At 74.5% G+C, this 17148-nt stretch carries 16 protein-coding genes; 13 read left to right on the forward strand and 3 right to left on the reverse strand.

Annotated features, from left to right (window positions below; all coding sequences use genetic code 11):
* Positions 1 to 29 precede the first annotated feature (29 nt).
* From aroC to QSK00_RS09335, 4 genes are read left to right on the forward strand one after another with little or no spacing between them, the layout of a single operon-like run.
* On the forward strand, positions 30 to 1226 hold the full coding sequence (gene aroC / locus QSK00_RS09320) for a chorismate synthase (protein ID WP_285590610.1): 1197 nt from the start codon (positions 30 to 32) through the stop codon (positions 1224 to 1226).
* Positions 1223 to 1747, forward strand: coding sequence for a shikimate kinase (locus QSK00_RS09325; protein ID WP_285589863.1), 525 nt, complete (start codon positions 1223 to 1225; stop codon positions 1745 to 1747). The genes aroC and QSK00_RS09325 overlap by 4 nt, the downstream gene beginning before the upstream one ends.
* Positions 1740 to 2828 carry a 3-dehydroquinate synthase gene (gene aroB, locus QSK00_RS09330; RefSeq protein WP_285589866.1) on the forward strand — a complete coding sequence of 363 codons (1089 nt, stop codon included), beginning with the start codon at positions 1740 to 1742 and terminating at the stop codon, positions 2826 to 2828. Before QSK00_RS09325 ends, aroB begins: the two co-directional genes overlap by 8 nt.
* Before the next feature lie 29 nt (positions 2829 to 2857).
* The gene (locus QSK00_RS09335; protein ID WP_285589869.1) at positions 2858 to 3427 is read left to right on the forward strand and encodes a protein-L-isoaspartate O-methyltransferase family protein; all 570 of its coding nucleotides are present in this window, start codon (positions 2858 to 2860) and stop codon (positions 3425 to 3427) included.
* A 349-nt stretch (positions 3428 to 3776) separates the two neighbouring features.
* Here QSK00_RS09335 and QSK00_RS09340 read toward each other — a convergent pair whose 3' ends face one another.
* Entirely contained in the window at positions 3777 to 4667 is an 891-nt protein-coding gene (locus QSK00_RS09340; protein WP_285589872.1) for an EamA family transporter, read from the reverse strand.
* Positions 4668 to 4744: 77 nt separating this feature from the next.
* On the opposite strand from QSK00_RS09340, the gene QSK00_RS09345 reads away from it, so the two are divergent.
* Positions 4745 to 5647: a LysR family transcriptional regulator gene (locus QSK00_RS09345; RefSeq protein WP_285589874.1), complete on the forward strand. Its 903-nt coding sequence runs from the start codon at positions 4745 to 4747 to the stop codon at positions 5645 to 5647.
* Here QSK00_RS09345 and QSK00_RS09350 read toward each other — a convergent pair whose 3' ends face one another.
* The gene (locus QSK00_RS09350) at positions 5648 to 6472 is read right to left on the reverse strand and encodes a hypothetical protein (protein WP_285589877.1); all 825 of its coding nucleotides are present in this window, start codon (positions 6470 to 6472) and stop codon (positions 5648 to 5650) included.
* Between the two features lie 52 nt (positions 6473 to 6524).
* Here QSK00_RS09350 and QSK00_RS09355 point away from each other — a divergent pair, with 52 nt between their 5' ends.
* Genes QSK00_RS09355 through nusB form a run of 3 tightly spaced genes read left to right on the forward strand, consistent with a single transcriptional unit; the run spans position 6525 to position 8815 of the window.
* A complete protein-coding gene (locus QSK00_RS09355) occupies positions 6525 to 7652 on the forward strand; it encodes a M24 family metallopeptidase (RefSeq protein ID WP_285589879.1) in 1128 nt (375 codons plus the stop codon).
* Between the two features lie 48 nt (positions 7653 to 7700).
* Positions 7701 to 8264, forward strand: a complete 564-nt coding sequence (gene efp, locus QSK00_RS09360) for an elongation factor P (RefSeq protein ID WP_285589881.1) — start codon at positions 7701 to 7703, stop codon at positions 8262 to 8264.
* A 38-nt stretch (positions 8265 to 8302) separates the two neighbouring features.
* Positions 8303 to 8815 (forward strand): transcription antitermination factor NusB, encoded by a 513-nt coding sequence (gene nusB / locus QSK00_RS09365; RefSeq protein ID WP_285589884.1) that lies wholly within the window; start codon positions 8303 to 8305, stop codon positions 8813 to 8815.
* Positions 8816 to 8953: 138 nt separating this feature from the next.
* Here the strand turns inward: nusB and bldD are convergent, their stop codons facing one another.
* Positions 8954 to 9442, reverse strand: a complete 489-nt coding sequence (gene bldD, locus QSK00_RS09370) for a transcriptional regulator BldD (RefSeq protein WP_230752171.1) — start codon at positions 9440 to 9442, stop codon at positions 8954 to 8956.
* 345 nt (positions 9443 to 9787) lie between these two features.
* Here bldD and pyrR point away from each other — a divergent pair, with 345 nt between their 5' ends.
* From pyrR to carB, 5 genes are read left to right on the forward strand one after another with little or no spacing between them, the layout of a single operon-like run.
* Complete coding sequence (gene pyrR, locus QSK00_RS09375) at positions 9788 to 10375, forward strand: bifunctional pyr operon transcriptional regulator/uracil phosphoribosyltransferase PyrR (RefSeq protein ID WP_285589889.1); 588 nt, start codon at positions 9788 to 9790, stop codon at positions 10373 to 10375.
* Complete coding sequence (locus QSK00_RS09380) at positions 10372 to 11343, forward strand: aspartate carbamoyltransferase catalytic subunit (RefSeq protein ID WP_285589890.1); 972 nt, start codon at positions 10372 to 10374, stop codon at positions 11341 to 11343. Before pyrR ends, QSK00_RS09380 begins: the two co-directional genes overlap by 4 nt.
* Positions 11340 to 12632: a dihydroorotase gene (locus tag QSK00_RS09385; protein WP_285589891.1), complete on the forward strand. Its 1293-nt coding sequence runs from the start codon at positions 11340 to 11342 to the stop codon at positions 12630 to 12632. Before QSK00_RS09380 ends, QSK00_RS09385 begins: the two co-directional genes overlap by 4 nt.
* Entirely contained in the window at positions 12629 to 13759 is a 1131-nt protein-coding gene (gene carA, locus QSK00_RS09390) for a glutamine-hydrolyzing carbamoyl-phosphate synthase small subunit (protein WP_285589893.1), read from the forward strand. The genes QSK00_RS09385 and carA overlap by 4 nt, the downstream gene beginning before the upstream one ends.
* Before the next feature lie 3 nt (positions 13760 to 13762).
* Positions 13763 to 17125 carry a carbamoyl-phosphate synthase large subunit gene (gene carB, locus QSK00_RS09395; RefSeq protein WP_285589894.1) on the forward strand — a complete coding sequence of 1121 codons (3363 nt, stop codon included), beginning with the start codon at positions 13763 to 13765 and terminating at the stop codon, positions 17123 to 17125.
* Positions 17126 to 17148 lie beyond the last annotated feature (23 nt).

Consider the following 17148-nt stretch of genomic DNA (forward strand, 5'->3'; position numbering starts at 1 on the left):
AGGGCGGAGGACATGGAACGATGGCGCACGTGTTGCGGTGGTTGACGGCAGGCGAGTCGCACGGTCCGGCCCTGATGGCGGTGCTCGAGGGCATGGTCGCGGGGGTGTCGGTGTCGTCGAAGGAGATCTCGGCGGAGCTGGCGCGACGACGGCTGGGCTACGGGCGCGGCGCCCGGATGAGCTTCGAGGCCGACGAGCTGGAGATCCTGGGCGGGGTCCGCCACGGGTCGACGCAGGGCGGCCCGGTGGCGCTGCGGATCGGCAACACCGAGTGGCCGAAGTGGGAGACCGTGATGGCCCCCGACCCGGTCGACCCGGCGCTGCTCGAGGGCCGCGCCCGCAACGCGCCGCTGACGCGACCGCGCCCGGGCCACGCCGACCTGGCCGGGATGACGAAGTACGGGTTCGACGAGTCCCGCCCGGTGCTCGAGCGCGCGTCGGCCCGCGAGACCGCGGCGAAGGTGGCGCTCGGCGCCGTCGCCAAGGCGTTCCTGGCCCAGGCCCTCGGGGTGGAGGTCCTCTCGCACGTGATCTCCCTCGGCACCGCGGACGCCACCCCCGACGTGATCCCGCAGCCGGGGGACGGCGAGCGCATCGACGCGTCCCCGACGAGGGCCGTCGACGAGGCCTCCACCGCGCGGATGGTCGCCGAGGTCGACGCCGCGAAGGAGGACGGCGACACGCTGGGCGGGGTCGTCGAGGTCGTGGTGCACGGGCTGCCGGTCGGCCTGGGCTCCTACGTGCAGGCCGACCGCCGGCTCGACGCCCGGCTGGCCGCCGCGCTCATGGGCATCCAGGCCATGAAGGGCGTCGAGATCGGCGACGGGTTCGCGACGGCGCGCCGCCGCGGGTCGGCGGCCCACGACGAGATCGACGCGGCCGGCGACGGCGGTATCGACCGCGCGTCCAACCGTGCGGGCGGCATCGAGGGCGGCATGACCAACGGCGAGCCCTTGCGGGCCCGCGTCGCGATGAAGCCGATCTCCACCGTGCCGCGCGCGCTGCGCACCGTCGACCTGGCCACCGGCGAGGCCGCGACCGCGCACCACCAGCGCTCGGACGTGTGCGCCGTCCCGGCCGCCGGCGTGGTCGCCGAGGCCCTGGTGGCGCTCGTGCTCGCCGACGCCGCGCTGGAGAAGTTCGGCGGGGACTCGCTCACCGAGACCGCCCGCAACGCCGCGGCGTACCGGGCGGGGATCGACCCGTTGCGGGTCGTGGACCGATGAGCCCGGTGGTGGTGCTCGTCGGGCCGCCCGGCGCGGGCAAGTCCACCGTCGGGCGGCTGCTCGCGCAGCGGTGGGGCGTGGCGTTCGCCGACACCGACACCCTCGTCGAGCAGCGGACCGGCCGGGAGATCGCCGACATCTTCACCACCGACGGCGAGCCCGTGTTCCGCGCCCTGGAGCGCGAGACCGTGGCCGAGGCGCTGGGCACCCACGACGGGGTGCTGGCGCTCGGCGGGGGAGCGGTGCTGGCCGAGGCCACCCGGGAGGTCCTGGTCGGGCACCCGGTGGTGCTCCTCTCGGTGGGGCTCGCCGCCGGGGTGCGGCGTACCGGGCTGTCCACCGCGCGCCCGCTGCTGGCCGGGGTCAACCCCCGCGCGACGTTCGCCGCCCTGCTCGCCGAGCGCCTGCCGGTGTACCGGTCGGTGGCCGCCCACGAGGTCGCCACGGACGCCCTCGAGCCCGAGGCGGTCGCCGAGGCCGTCCACGCGCTCATCGGACCGGAGGTGGCGTCGCGTGGTTGAGACCGTGCACGTGGCCTCGGCGAGCCCCTACGACGTGACCATCGGACGTGGGGTCACCGCGACCGTGGCCGCGGCCGTCGCCGACGGCGGCCCGCTCGCGGGGACCTCGCGGATCGCGGTGCTGCACCAGCCGGCGGTCACGGGCGTGGCCACCGACGTCGCCGCCGGGCTCACGGCCGCCGGGATCGACGTGCACCACGTCGAGCTGCCCGACTCCGAGGACGGCAAGGACCTGGCGACGGCGGGCCGGTGCTGGGAGGAGCTCGGTCGGATCGGCCTCACCCGCTCCGACGCGGTCGTCGCGGTCGGCGGCGGCGCGGCGACCGACCTCGCCGGGTTCGTGGCCGCGGGCTGGATGCGCGGGGTCCGGGTGGTCCACGTCCCGACGACCCTGCTCGCGATGGTCGACGCCGCGGTCGGCGGCAAGACCGGGATCAACACCGCCGCCGGGAAGAACCTCGTCGGGGCCTTCCACGAGCCCGCCGCCGTGGTCGCCGACCTCGACAGCCTCCGCACCGTCGGGCCGGAGGAGATCGCGGCCGGGATGGCCGAGGTGATCAAGACCGGCTTCATCGCCGACCCGCGGATCCTGGAGCTCGTGGAGGCCGACCCGAAGGCCGCCGTGGACCCGGACGGCGACGTGATCAGCGAGCTCGTGACCCGGTCGGTCCGGGTCAAGGCCGAGGTGGTGGCGGCCGACCTGCGCGAGTCGCACCTGCGGGAGATCCTCAACTACGGCCACACCCTCGGGCACGCCGTCGAGCGGCGCGAGCGCTACCGCTGGCGCCACGGCGAGGCCGTGAGCGTCGGGCTGGTGTTCGTCGCCGAGCTCGCCCGCCGCGCCGGTCGGCTCGACGACGCCACCGCGGAGCGCCACCGCGACGTGCTCGCCTCGGTCGGCCTCCCGACCCGCTACGACGCCGACGCACTCCCCGACCTGGTCGAGCACATGAAGGTCGACAAGAAGAACCGGGGCGCGCTGCTGCGGTTCGTCGTGCTCGACGGCCTGGCCCGCCCGGGACGGCTGGAGGGCCCGTCGCCCGACGAGCTCGCCGCCGCGTACGGGGCCCTGGCCGGCTGAGGCCGTCGCAGCGGAGCGACGGGAGAAGCATGCGGGCCCGCGCCGACGTCGCGGCGGCGTTCGCCGCGACCGACCCGGAGCACTACCAGCGCGACCCGGACGGGACCCGGTACGCGGAGAGCACCCGACCCGACGTCGTGCTCGCGATGCTCCGCCTGCTCGACCTGCCCCGGGGGGCCCGCGTTCTCGAGATCGGCACCGGGTCGGGGTTCGCGACCGCCGTGCTCGACCGCGCGGTCGGGCCGGACGGGAGGGTGCACTCCGTGGACGTCGACCCCGAGGTCACCGCCCGGGCCCGGCGGCTGCTGACCGCCGACGGGCGCACCGCCCCGCACCTGAGCACCGGGGACGCGCTGCACGGGCTCGAGCTGCACGAGCCGGTCGACCGGCTCGTGGCCTTCCTGTCGGCGGCGACGACGGTGCCCCCGCACTGGATCGGGGCCGTGCGGCCGGGCGGCCTGCTCGTGGTCCCCCTGCGCGGACCGGGACGGGTCGTCGCCCACCGCCGCGACCCGGTCGACGGCACCCTCCGGGCAGGGCGGGGTCTCGGTGCGGTCTTCGACGCGCCGCGGGATCCGGAGCGCGCCGCCGGGTGCTGACCGGGTAGGTAGGCCGCTGCGGCACCAGGAGTCTCTCGGCGGCGTGGCCACCCGCGCCGGACTCGAGCGCACCGACGACGCCCGCGAGGGTGCGACCGCCGCGCTGCCCGACGGCGGGCGCGGAGGGTCGGCCCCAGCCGGTCGGCCCCAGCCCCCGAGCGGCTCGACCTCGCGCTGGACCGGCTCCACGGCGTCGAGCGCGAGGTCAGCCGGCGGGCGCGCACCCTCGAGCGGACCCCGACCACGCTGACGCTCATGGCGCGCACCGAGAGTATGGCGGTCTGGCCGTGGTCGACCTGGCCCTGGCGTCGCGGATCGACGACGTGGTCGCCGGCGTCGGGTCGGGCGGCTAGACGCGGGAGGGCTCCGAGGCGAGCGGTGGGCCGGCGTCGGGAAGACGCTCCCCGCTCCGCGCGGCCCCGACGCCCGCGGCGACGACGAGGACGATCCCGCCCACCGCGAGCGCCGAGGGCACCTGCCCGAGCGCGACCGCCCCGACCGTCAGGGCGATCGCCGGCTCGAGGGCCATCAGCGTGCCGAAGGCGCCCGCGGCGAGGCGGCGCAGGGCGAGCAGCTCCAGCGCGAACGGCACGACGGGCAGCAGCAGCGCGAGTGCGAGGCCCGTGAGGACGACCGGCCACGTCAGCGCGGCGCCGAGGTCGGGCACCAGCGCGCCCGCGGCGACGATGCTGACCAGCCCGGCGACCGGCATCGACACCGCGAGCCCCTGCAGGCCGGTCACGGCGTCCCCGACGCGCTGGGTGAGCAGGATGTAGCCCGCCCAACACAGCGCCGCCCCCAGCGCGAAGAGGACGCCGACGGGGTCGGTCGCGCTCTGCCACGGCTCGGTGAGCAGGACCACGCCGGCCGCCGCGAGGACCGGCCACAGCAGCGCCCGGCCGCGGCCCCGCAGCACGGCCACCCCGAGCGGCCCCAGGAACTCGATCGCGGCCGCCGTCCCGAGCGGGATGCGGGCCACCGCGGCCATGAACAGCATCGTCAGGCCCGCCGTCACGATGCCCAGCAACGCCGCCGCGACGAACGAGGAGCGGGTGAACGAGGAGGGGCGCGGTCGCGCGATCACCAGGAGCAGCACGCCCGCCCACCCGAGGCGCAGCGCGGCGACACCCTCGGGCGGGACGACCGTGAACAGGCCGACCGACGCGGCGAGCCCGAGCTGGACGCAGGACATCGAGCCGAGGGCGAGCAGGGCACCGGAGCGGGCACGGGGCGTGGTCACGGTCGCCGAGTGAACGCGGGCAGAACCGTCCGTGTCCACGTGAGAATCGACGACGATCCGTCCGTAGGATCAGGACGGTGGACACCCGACGACTGCCGTACCTGGTCGAGCTCGACCGGCTCGGGTCGATGCGGGCGGTCGCGGAGACGCTCGCCACGTCGACGTCGGTCGTGTCGCAGCAGATCGCGGCGCTGGCCCGCGAGGTCGGCGCCACGCTGGTCGAGCCGGACGGGCGGCGGGTCCGGCTCACGCCCGCCGGTCGGCGCCTCGCCGAGCACGGCCGCGGCATCCTCTCCGCCGTCGACGCGGCCCGCGACGACCTCGACCCGGCCGCCGAGCCCTCCGGCACCGTCCGGGTCGCCGGGTTCGCCACCGCGATCCGCCGGTCCCTGGTGCCGATCGTCGCCGGGCTCGCCGTCCGGCACCCCGCGCTGCGCCTCACGTTCCTCGAGCAGCAGCCGGCGGAGGCCCTCGCCCTGCTGGAGAGCGACGGCGCGGACCTCGCCCTCGTCTACGACTACGACCTCGCCCCGGCCGCCCCGCTGCCGCCCTCGCTCCGGGGCGGGCGTCGGCTCTGGGAGACCCGCTGGGGCCTCGGGGTTCCCGACGACGAGGCGGTGCCGGTCGGGGCCGCGACCTCGGCCGAGGTCCTCGCCGCCTACGCCGACCGGACGTGGATCGGCGACTCCCGCAACGACGCCGACGAACAGGTGCTCCGCCTGCTCGCAGCCATGGCGGGGTTCGACCTGCGCATCACGCACGAGGCCGACAGCCTGGACCTGGTCGACGACCTCGTCGTCGCCGGACTCGGGGTCGGTCTGCTGCCGCAAGACCGGCCGACGCGCGCCGGGGTGCGGGTGCTCGACCTGCCCGATCCGCCGGTCCGCCTGCGGGCCCGCGCGGTCGTGCGGCGGGGCCGGGAGTCGTGGCCGCCGCTCGCGGCCGTGCTGCGCGCCGTGGTCGGGGACGGGCCCGGGTGATCAGCTCTCGTCGTCGGTCGGGCGGCGCAGCCCGAAGCGGCGCCGGCCCGACGGGCGATCCTCGTCGTGCTCCTCGGCCGTCGGGCGCGCGGTCTCGGGCAGCGGGGTGACCGGCGGGAGCACGGCGACGACGGGGGAGTAGGAGCCCGAGCGCTCGGCGAACGGGCCGGTGCCGAACGGCAGCCGCGTGGGCTCCTCGTCCGGGACGCGCTGCCGCCGCCGCGGTTCGGGGGCGGGCGTCCCGGGGGCGGGTGTCCCGGGGGTGGGCGTGGAGCCCCGGCGGGCGCGTCGCGAGGCGACCTTCTCAGTCGTCGACTCCGGCAGCACGGGCGGGGCGGCGGGCGTGCCGGACACCGTCGAGGGGGCGTCCGGGGCGTCGCCGGCCGGGAGGTCCACGTCGGCGCCCGGGTCGTCGTCGGCCCGCGGGTCGTCCGCGCGGCGCAGCGACAGCCACCCGAACCGCGCGCCCAGGCTCACCGAGGTGAGCACCAGCAGGATCGTGAACGAGGCGCGCCCCACCAGGGCCGACCCGAGGTCCTCGACGCCGGTCGCGTCGACGAACGAGGCCAGCAGCACCCAGCTCAGGAGCCCGGCGGCCGGACCGGTGGCCACCGAGGCCTTGAGCCACGTCCACTCCGGCGGGATGCGGTCCGCGATCACCTCGGCGCCGCCCCACACCAGCCCGACCAGCAGCAGCAGCCCGAGCAGGACGAGGGTCCACACCAGCGAGAGCGACACGAAGCGCGACGACAGCGCGACGAAGGCGGTCTGGCCCACGCCGTAGAGCACGGTCATGATCACGGCGCGGAGGACCCAGGGGCTCACGGGCCTCACCGTACGGTGCGGCAGGTCACGCTCCCGCACTACCCTCGCGCGGGTGAGTGCACCCCGTGCTGTGGCCCGGCCCCGCCCGCATCCCGCGGGCACCCGCCGTCGGGACGCGCTGCGGGGCCTGCTCCGGGCGGCCGAGGTCGACGCGCTGCTGGTCACCGACCTCGTCAACGTCCGCTACCTGACCGGGTTCACCGGCTCCAACGCCGCGCTCGTGGTCCACGCGGAGGACACCCCGGACGCCGAGGACCGCACGGTGCTCGCCACCGACGGCCGCTACACCACGCAGGCCGCGGCCGAGAGCCCGGACCTGCGGCTGCTGGTGGAGCGGCAGTGCGCGCCCGAGCTCCTCGCGGTCACGACGGCGGGTCGGGTCGGGTTCGACAGCGCACAGGTCACCGTGGACGTCCACGACGTCCTGCTCGCGGCCGCCCCCGGGGAGCTCGTCCGCGCCCCCGGGCTCGTCGAGCGGCTCCGGGCGGTGAAGGACGCCGCCGAGATCGACGCGCTGCGCCTGGCCTGCGCCACCGGCGACGCGGCGCTGGCCGGGGCGATCGCCGACGGCGTGCTCGCCCCCGGGCGCGCCGAGCGCGAGGTCGCCCGCGAGCTGGAGGAACGGATGGTGGCCGCGGGTGCGACCGGTCCGAGCTTCGAGACGATCGTCGCCGCCGGCACGAACTCGGCGATCCCGCACCACCGGCCGTCGGACTCCCCACTGGCCGCGGGGGACCTCGTGACCATGGACTTCGGCGCACTCGTGGACGGCTACCACTCCGACATGACCCGCACCGTGGTGCTGGGCCCCGTGGAGGACTGGCAGCGCGAGGTCTACGCGCTGGTCGACGCGGCGGCCGCGGCCGGGCGGGCGGCGCTGCGACCCGGCGTCGCGACCAGCGCGATCGACGCGGCGGCGCGGGACGTCGTGACCGAGGCGGGCTACGGCGAGCAGTTCGTGCACCCGGTCGGGCACGGGGTCGGGCTGGTCATCCACGAGGCTCCGGCGATGTCGTCGAGTGCGACCGCTACCCTGGAGGTGGGCATGACGGTCACCGTCGAGCCGGGCGTCTACCTCCCCGGCCGCGGCGGTGTGCGGATCGAGGACACGCTGGTCGTCACCGATTCCGGCGCCGAACCACTGACCTCCTCGACGCGGGAACTGGTGGTCCTGGGCTGACGGGTGCCCGGGTACCACACCATCACGAGCGCAGGAGACGACGCGGCAGTGGCGACGACGAACGACCTGAAGAACGGCCTGGTGCTGCGGATCGACGGAAACCTCTGGTCCGTCACCGAGTTCCAGCACGTCAAGCCGGGCAAGGGCGGCGCCTTCGTCCGGACGACGCTGAAGAACGTCCTCACCGGCAAGGTGGTCGACAAGACGTTCAACGCCGGCACCAAGGTGGAGACGGCGAACGTCGACCGCCGGGACATGACCTTCCTGTACCGCGACGGCGACGACTTCGTCTTCATGGACGCGAGCGACTACGAGCAGATCCCGGTCCCGGCGGCCACCGTCGGCGACAACGCGCGCTTCCTGCTGGAGAACCAGGAGGTGCAGGTCTCCTTCAACGACGGCTCGCCGTTGTTCATCGAGCTGCCGTCGTCGGTCGAGCTGGAGATCACCCACACCGACCCGGGCCTGCAGGGCGACCGCTCCACCGGCGGCACCAAGCCCGCCACCGTCTCCACCGGCGCCGAGATCCAGGTGCCGCTGTTCCTGGAGACCGGCACGGTCGTCAAGGTCGACACCCGTGACGGCCGGTACCTCGGCCGCGTGTCGAACTAGTGGGAGACGGAGCGCAGCGGAGCTCGACCCGTCGGAACGTGCCGCCGAAGGTCGCTCGACGAGGATCGCGGTCGAAGGCCCGGAAACGGGCCCTGGACATCCTCTTCGAGTCCGAGGCGCGCGCCGAGGACCCGCTCGAGGTGCTCCGCCGCCGGATCTCCGGCTCGGACGCACCGCCGGTGTCGGACTTCGCGGCGACGCTCGTCGAGGGCGTCGTCGAGCACCGCGACCACATCGACACCGCACTCGGTGAGCTGGCCCGTGGCTGGTCGGTGGAGCGCATGGCGGCGGTCGACCGCGCCATCCTGCGCATCGGGGCGTTCGAGATCCTGTTCACCGACGACGTCGACGACGCGGTGGCCATCGACGAGGCCATCAGCCTGGCGCGCGAGCTCTCGACCGACGACTCGCCGCGCTTCGTCAACGGCGTCCTCGCGGCCCTGGCCTCGGGGGAGCGGGTGCCCGTGGCGGCGCCGGCCCGCGAGCGCGTCGACCTGCCCCCGGACGCCCAGCCGGCGGGGGACCCGGACCCGGACCCGGACCCGGAATGAGCGAAGGGCCCCTCCGGTCGAATAGATCGACCGGAGGGGCCCTTCGCTCACATCCGGGCGGGGCGTGACGGGAAGGGCGAAGGGCGCCCCCGGCCCGTCTACCCGACGGAGGGGGCCCTTCGCTCAGAACAGGGCCGCTCAGTCCTCGCGCGACAGGCGCGCCTCGGGCGGCAGCACGCCCCATTCGACGAGCTGCTCGGACAGGTCGCCCGGCGTCATGTCGTAGATGATCGCGAGCGAGCGCAGGTCCTCGTTGCGGATCGAGAGGACCTTGCCGTTGTAGTCGCCGCGCTGGCTCTGGATGGCCGCGGCGTAGCGCGCGAGCGGCCCGGCCTTGTCCGCGGGCAGCTGCTGCAGCCGCTCGAGGTTGATCACGATCTTCGCGGCCGGCTCGGACCCGGACGGGATCCGGCCCTCGGGCAGCAGCTCGGCCACCGGCACGCCGTAGAAGTCGGCGAGCTCGGCGAGCTTCTGCACGGTCACCGCCCGGTCGCCGCGCTCGTAGGAGCCGACGACGACCGCCTTCCACCGTCCGCCCGACTTCTGCTCGACGCCGTGCAGCGAGAGCCCCTGCTGCTGGCGAATCCCCCGAAGCTTGGCGCCGAGCGCCTTCGCGTAATCGCCCATCTGGCGGCACCCCGTTCCCCGCGCGCCGAGCCCTGGGTGCTCCGACGCAGTCATGCTGAAGTCGATACGGAGAGTGATGATGCGCCCTCGGCGATCACGAGGTCAAGCCGGGGTCCGTCGCAGCGTGCTCCGGTGTGTCGCGCGGCACGCCGTCCGGTCGGGTGGATTCACTTGCGCCCGACCGAATGCCCCCCGTGATCGCCCGGACGCGCTCCGCCCGTCGGGGAGACGTCGAGCGTGGCGGAGCCGACGCGATCGGTCGCACACGGTGGCTGATAGTGTCGATCCCGACCCACTAGACGTCCTTTAAGAGCCGTCCCGCGAGGCGGAGAAGGAGGTCCCCCAGTGCCCACGCGGCGCCGGGGCGGTCCCGTACCGAACGGTGCGTCGAACGCCGAGGGTGAGCGCGAGCTCCTCTCCCCGGCCGACCTCGCCCGGACGGTGGCACGGATCGCCCACGAGATCCTCGAGAAGACCGCGGAGTCCGGAGCACCCGTCGTGCTCCTCGGCCTCCCCACCCGCGGCATCCACCTGGCGCACCGGCTCGCCGAGCGCATCACCGCGATCGATCCCACCGTCGGCAGCGTCCGGACGGGGACGGTCGACCCGACGCTCTACCGCGACGACCTCCGCCGCCAGCCGACCCGGCCGCTCGCCGACACCGACATCCCCGCCGGCGGCATCGACGACGTCATCGTCGTCCTTGTCGACGACGTCCTGATGTCCGGACGGACGGTGCGTGCCGCCCTCGACGCCCTGCGCGACCACGGACGTCCCCGCGCCGTGCAGCTGGCCGTGCTCGTCGACCGCGGCCACCGCGAACTGCCCATCCGTGCGGACTACGTCGGCAAGAACGTGCCGACCAACTGGGCGGAGGACGTCGTGGTGTCGCTGGTCGAGTCCGACGGGGTCGACGGGGTGGCGATCCGATGACGGAGATCGGACTCCGGCACCTCCTCTCCACCGAGGGGCTGCGCCGCGAGCAGGCCGAGGCGCTGCTCGACACCGCCGCGAGCATGGAGCAGGCGCTCACCGGCCGGGCCGTGCGCAAGCTGCCCACGCTGCGCGGGCGCACCGTGGTCACCCTGTTCTACGAGAACTCCACGCGCACCCGGGTGTCCTTCGAGGTCGCCGGGAAGTGGATGAGCGCCGACACCATCAACGTCTCGGCGAGCGGGTCGAGCGTGGGCAAGGGCGAGTCGCTGCGCGACACCGCCTCCACCCTCGCGGCCGCCGGCGCGGACGCGATCGTCGTCCGCCACCCGGCGTCGGGTGCCCCGCACCGCATCGCGAGCTGGCTCGACCGGGTCGGCCACTCCCACACCGACGGCCACGTCGCTGTGGTCAACGCCGGCGACGGCACCCACGAGCACCCCACGCAGGCCCTGCTCGACGCCGCGACCCTGCGCAGGCGGCTGGGACCAGACCTCGCCGGACGCCGGGTCGCGATCGTCGGCGACGTCCTGCACAGCCGGGTGGCGCGCTCCAACGCGCACCTGCTGGCGACGCTCGGCGCCGAGGTCACCCTCGTCGCGCCCCCGACGCTGCTGCCCGCGGGGGTGGAGGCGTGGCCGGTGACGGTCACCCACGACCTCGACGGCCACCTCGCCACCGGACCGGACGCGGTGATGATGCTCCGCGTGCAGGCCGAGCGGATGCACGGCGGCTTCTTCCCGAGCGCCCGGGAGTACGCGGTGCGGTTCGGGCTGAGCGCCCGCCGCGCCGACACGCTGCCCGACCACGCCGTCGTCCTGCACCCCGGACCCGCGGTGCGCGGCATGGAGATCGCGAGCGCGGTGGCGGACTCGGACCGTGCCGCGATCAGCGAGCAGGTCACCGCCGGGGTCCACGTACGGATGGCCGTGCTCTACCACCTGCTGGCCGGAGAGGACGTGGCATGACCACGATCAGGATCGCGAACGTCCGGCCCTACGGCGAGGACCCGACGGACCTGTACGTCCGCGACGGGGTGCTCGTCGACGCGCTCGACGACCCCGACGAGACCCTGGACGCCGACGGGCTCGTCGCGCTGCCGGGCCTGGTCGACCTGCACACCCACCTGCGCGAGCCGGGCGGCGAGGAGGCCGAGACAATCGCCACCGGTTCGGCCGCGGCGGCGCTCGGCGGCTACACCGCGGTGTTCGCGATGCCGAACACGAACCCGACGCAGGACTCGCCGGTCGTCGTCGAGCACGTCTGGCGCCGCGGCCGCGAGGTCGGTCTGGTCGACGTGCACCCGGTGGGGGCGGTCACCGTCGGGCTCGGCGGCGAGAAGCTGGCCGAGATGGGCATGATGGCCGCCTCGGCCGCCGGCGTGCGGATGTTCTCCGACGACGGCCGGTGCGTGAACGACCCGCTGATCATGCGGCGCGCCCTCGAGTACGCGCGCTCGCTGGACGCCGTCGTCGCCCAGCACGCCGAGGACCACCGGCTCACGGTCGGCGCCCAGGCCCACGAGGGCCCGGTCGCCGCCCGGCTCGGTCTCACCGGCTGGCCCGCGACGGCCGAGGAGTCGATCGTCGCACGCGACGCGATGCTCGCGGCGGCCGCCGGTGCCCGGCTGCACGTCTGCCACCTGTCGACGGCGGGGTCGGTCGAGGTGCTGCGCTGGGCCCGGGAGCACCTGCTCCCGGGCACGGCGGCCGCAGTGAGCGCCGAGGTCACCCCGCACCACCTGCTGCTCACCGACACCGCCGCCGAGGACTACGACCCGGTGCACAAGGTGAACCCGCCGCTGCGTCCCGAGGCCGACACCCTCGCGCTGCGCCGGGCGCTGGCCGACGGCGTGATCGACTGCGTCGCCACCGACCACGCCCCGCACGCGGTGGAGGCCAAGGACTGCGAGTGGTCGCAGGCCCGACCCGGCATGCTGGGCCTGCAGACCGCGCTGTCGGTGGTCGCGTCGACCATGGTGACGACGGGTCTGCTCGACTGGCGCGGCGTGGCGCGGGTCTGCAGCGAGGTGCCGGCCGCGATCGCCGGGCTGTCCGACCAGGGCCGCCCGCTCACGGTCGGCGAACCGGCGAACCTCGTCCTGGTCGACCCCGAGGCGCGCTGGACGGTGCGCGGGGCGGACCTGGCGAGCATCGCCGACAACACCCCCTACGAGGGGATGGAACTCCCGGTCTCCGTGGTGCACACCATGCTGCGGGGACGGTGGACCGTGCAGGACGGGAAGGTTGCAGGGTGAGCAGGACGGACACGAAGCCGACAGAGGCGTTGCTGGTGCTGGAGGACGGCACCGTCCACCGCGGCGAGTCCTTCGGGGCGACCGGCCGCACCCTCGGGGAGGCCGTCTTCACCACCGGGATGACCGGCTACCAGGAGACGCTCACCGACCCGAGCTACCACCGACAGATCGTCGTCGCGACGGCGCCGCACATCGGCAACACCGGCTGGAACGACGAGGACGACGAGTCGACCCGCATCCACGTCGCGGGCTACGTCGTGCGTGACCCCACGCGGACGCCGTCGAACTGGCGGTCCCGCCGCCCGCTCGCCGACGAGCTCGAGCGGCAGGGCGTCGTGGGCCTCGCGGGCGTGGACACCCGGGCGGTGACGCGCCGGCTGCGCGAGCACGGGTCGATGCGCGCCGGGCTGTTCTCCGGCGACGGTCTCGCCACCGAGCGCGAGATGCTCGAGGCGGTCCGCGACAGCCCGCAGATGGCGGGCGCCGACCTCGCGGGCGCGGTCACCACCGCCGAGCCCTACGTGGTGCCGGCGGAGGGGGAACGGCGCTTCTCGGTGGCGGCGCTCGACCTCGGCATCAAGGCGAACACGCCACGGATGCTCGCGCAGCGCGGCATCGAGACCCGGGTGGTCCCGAGCAGCACCACCCTCGACGAGCTCCTCGACGGGTCCCCCGACGGGGTGTTCCTGTCCAACGGGCCGGGCGACCCGGCGACCGCCGAGCACGCCGTCGAGCTCACCCGCGGCGTACTGGAGCGCGGGGTGCCGCTGTTCGGCATCTGCTTCGGCAACCAGATCCTCGGACGGGCCCTCGGGATGGGCACGTTCAAGCTGCGCTACGGCCACCGCGGGATCAACGTGCCGGTCGTCGACCACACCACCGGCACGGTGGCCATCACCAGCCAGAACCACGGCTTCGCGCTGGCGGGCACGCCCGGTGAGCACGTCGACTCCCCGTTCGGCCGGGTGCACCTCTCGCACGGCTGTCCGAATGACGACGTGGTCGAGGGCGTGACCTGCACCGCCGTCCCCGCGTTCTCCGTGCAGTACCACCCGGAGGCGGCCGCGGGCCCGCACGACGCCGCGGATCTCTTCGACCGTTTCGCTGCCCTGATGGGAGGGCGCTGAGGTATGCCGCGCCGCGAGGACATCCACCACGTCCTGGTCATCGGCTCCGGCCCGATCGTGATCGGGCAGGCCGCCGAGTTCGACTACTCGGGCACGCAGGCCTGCCGGGTGCTGCGCGAGGAGGGCCTGCGCGTGTCGCTGGTCAACTCCAACCCGGCGACGATCATGACCGACCCGGAGATCGCCGACGCCACCTACGTCGAGCCGATCGACGTCGAGCACATCACCAAGGTCATCGAGGCCGAGCGGCCCGACGCGCTGCTCGCGACCCTGGGCGGCCAGACCGCGCTGAACGCCGCGATCGCCCTGCACGACGCGGGCGTGCTCGAGCGGTACGGCGTCGAGCTGATCGGCGCCGACGTCGACGCCATCCAGCGTGGCGAGGACCGGCTGAAGTTCAAGGACATCGTCCGCTCGATCGGCGGCGACGTCCCGCGCTCCGAGGTCTGCCACTCCATGGAGGAGGTCCGTGCGACGGTGGCCGAGGTCGGCCTCCCCGTCGTCATCCGGCCCTCGTTCACCATGGGCGGTCTGGGCTCCGGCCTCGCCTACACCGACGAGGAGCTCGAGCGCCTCGCGGGCACCGGCCTCGCCGCGAGCCCCGTCCACGAGGTCCTCATCGAGGAGTCCGTGCTCGGCTGGAAGGAGTACGAGCTCGAGCTGATGCGCGACGGCAAGGACAACGTCGTCGTCATCTGCTCCATCGAGAACGTCGACCCGATGGGCGTGCACACCGGCGACTCGGTGACGGTCGCCCCGGCGATGACGCTGACCGACCGCGAGTACCAGGTCATGCGCGACACCGGCATCCAGGTGCTGCGCGAGGTCGGCGTCGAGACCGGCGGCTGCAACATCCAGTTCGCGGTGGAGCCGACCACCGGGCGCCTCGTCGTCATCGAGATGAACCCGCGGGTCTCCCGTTCCTCGGCCCTCGCGTCGAAGGCCACCGGCTTCCCGATCGCGAAGATCGCCGCGCGGCTCGCCGTCGGCTACACGCTCGACGAGATCACCAACGACATCACCGGCGAGACCCCGGCGAGCTTCGAGCCCACGCTGGACTACGTCGTGGTCAAGGTGCCGCGGTTCGCCTTCGAGAAGTTCCCCGGCGCCGACCCGACGCTCACCACGACGATGAAGTCGGTCGGCGAGGCGATGGCGCTCGGCCGCAGCTTCCCCGAGGCGCTGAACAAGGCCCTGCGCTCCACCGAGACGAAGGACGCCGGCTTCGGCACGCGGCCCGACCCCGCGGGCCTCTCGAAGGACGACGCCCTCAAGCAGGCGGCGCTGCCGCGCGACGGGCGGCTCTACGCCGTCGAGCGGGCCCTGCGTCTCGGCGCGACGGTCGCCGAGGTCAGCGACGCCTCCGGGATCGACCCGTGGTTCGTCGAGCAGATCGAGGGCATCGTCGCGCTGCGCCGCGAGATCGCCGAGGCCCCGGTGCTCGATGCCGGACTGCTGCGCCGGGCCAAGCGCTCGGGTCTCTCGGACGCCCAGATCGCGACAATGCGCCCCGAGCTCGCCGGCGAGGCGGGGGTGCGCGCGCTGCGCCACCGCCTCGGGGTGCGGCCGGTCTACAAGACCGTGGACACCTGCGCCGCCGAGTTCGAGGCGCGCACGCCGTACCACTACTCGGCCTACGAGTCCGACCCCGCGGCCGAGTCCGAGGTCGGCCCGCAGGACGAGCGGCCCAAGGTGATCATCCTGGGCTCGGGTCCGAACCGGATCGGGCAGGGCATCGAGTTCGACTACTCGTGCGTGCACGCCGCGACGAGCCTGCGCGCGGCGGGCTTCGAGACCGTGATGCTCAACTGCAACCCGGAGACGGTCTCCACCGACTACGACACGGCCGACCGCCTGTACTTCGAGCCCCTCACCGAGGAGGACGTGCTCGAGGTGGTCCACTCCGAGCGGCTCTCCGGGGGCGGCGACGCGACCCGCGGTGCCGACGGCCGCTGGACCGCCGGGCTCGCCGGTGTGGTCGTCCAGCTCGGCGGGCAGACGCCGCTGAAGCTGGCCGCCGCCCTGGAGGCCGCGGGCGTGCCCATCGTGGGCACGCCGCCGGCCGCGATCGACCTCGCCGAGGAGCGCGGGGCGTTCGGCGCCGTCCTCGACGACGCGGGCCTGCCCGCCCCGCCCTACGGCACCGCGACGAGCTTCGACGGCGCCCGCCGGATCGCCGCCGACATCGGCTACCCGGTCCTCGTGCGGCCCTCGTACGTGCTCGGCGGGCGCGGCATGGAGATCGTCTACGACGACGAGACGCTGGCCGACTACATCGCCCGCGCCACCGAGGTCACCCCCGACCACCCGGTGCTCGTCGACCGGTTCCTCGACGACGCCATCGAGATCGACGTCGACGCGCTGTGCGACGCGACCGGCGAGGTCTACCTCGGCGGGGTCATGGAGCACATCGAGGAGGCCGGGGTCCACTCCGGTGACTCGTCGTGCACGCTGCCCCCGATCACCCTGGGCCTGTCCGACCTCGAGGTCGTGCGTGCCTCCACGGTGGCCCTGGCCCGGCGCCTCGGCGTGCTCGGCCTGATGAACGTCCAGTACGCGCTGAAGGACGAGACGCTCTACGTCCTCGAGGCCAACCCGCGGGCGAGCCGCACGGTGCCGTTCGTGTCCAAGGCGACCGGCGTGCCGCTGGCGAGCGCGGCCGCCCGGGTGATGCTCGGCGCGACGATCTCCGGCCTGCGCCACGAGGGCGTGCTGCCTGCCACCGGCGACGGCGGGCACCTGCCCGCCCAGCACCCGGTGGCGGTCAAGGAGGCCGTGCTGCCCTTCCACCGCTTCCGTCGGCCCGACGGCCGCGGGGTGGACTCGCTGCTCGGCCCGGAGATGAAGTCCACCGGCGAGGTGATGGGCATCGACATCGCCTTCTCCACCGCGTTCGCGAAGGCGCAGGCCGCAGCGGCCGGACCCCTCCCGACGTCGGGACGGATCTTCGTCTCGGTGGCGAACCGCGACAAGCGGGCGCTGATCTTCCCGGTGAAGCGGCTGGCCGACCTCGGCTTCGAGATCCTCGCGACGGCGGGGACCGCGAGCGTGCTGGAGCGCAACGGCATCCCCGCGCAGGTGGTGCGCAAGCACTTCGAGGGGCCGGACAACATCGTCGACACGATCCTCGCGGGCGAGGTCGGCATGATCATCAACACGCCGGTCGGGCACACCGGCCCGCGCATCGACGGCTACGAGATCCGTGCGGCGGCGCTCCAGGTCGGGGTCCCGTGCATCACCACGGTGCAGGGCGCGGCGGCCGCCGTGCAGGGCATCGAGGCGGTGATCCGGGGTGAGATCACCGTCACGCCACTCCAGGTGCTGCACGAGCGGCTGGCGAAGGCCCGGGCCACGGAGGGCGTGTGAGCCGGGCGAGCGAAGCGACGGGC

Source organism: Actinomycetospora sp. NBRC 106378 (assembly GCF_030269685.1).
Classification (GTDB): domain Bacteria; phylum Actinomycetota; class Actinomycetes; order Mycobacteriales; family Pseudonocardiaceae; genus Actinomycetospora.